Origin of the sequence: Pseudomonas sp. NY11955 (assembly GCF_048068035.1) — a bacterium.
GTDB lineage: Bacteria > Pseudomonadota > Gammaproteobacteria > Pseudomonadales > Pseudomonadaceae > Aquipseudomonas.
In genome coordinates, this window is record NZ_JBLUPS010000090.1 from 1 (window position 1) to 223 (window position 223).

Genomic DNA, 223 nt, shown 5'->3' on the forward strand with positions numbered 1-223 from the left:
GACAAAGTTTCTCGTGCTCCGTCCTACTCGATTTCATTGACAAGAGATTTTCGTGTACGGGGCTATCACCCACTATGGCCGCACTTTCCAGAGCGTTCCACTAATCTCAAACCAACTTAAGGGCTGGTCCCCGTTCGCTCGCCACTACTAAGGGAATCTCGGTTGATTTCTTTTCCTCAGGGTACTTAGATGTTTCAGTTCCCCTGGTTCGCCTCTTGCACCT

The 223-nt window shown here is 49.8% G+C and carries 1 rRNA gene; it reads right to left on the reverse strand.

Annotation, left to right across the window (positions count from 1 at the left end):
- Positions 1-223: ribosomal RNA gene (locus ACNFBR_RS29385) — 23S ribosomal RNA — on the reverse strand; the annotation flags it as partial.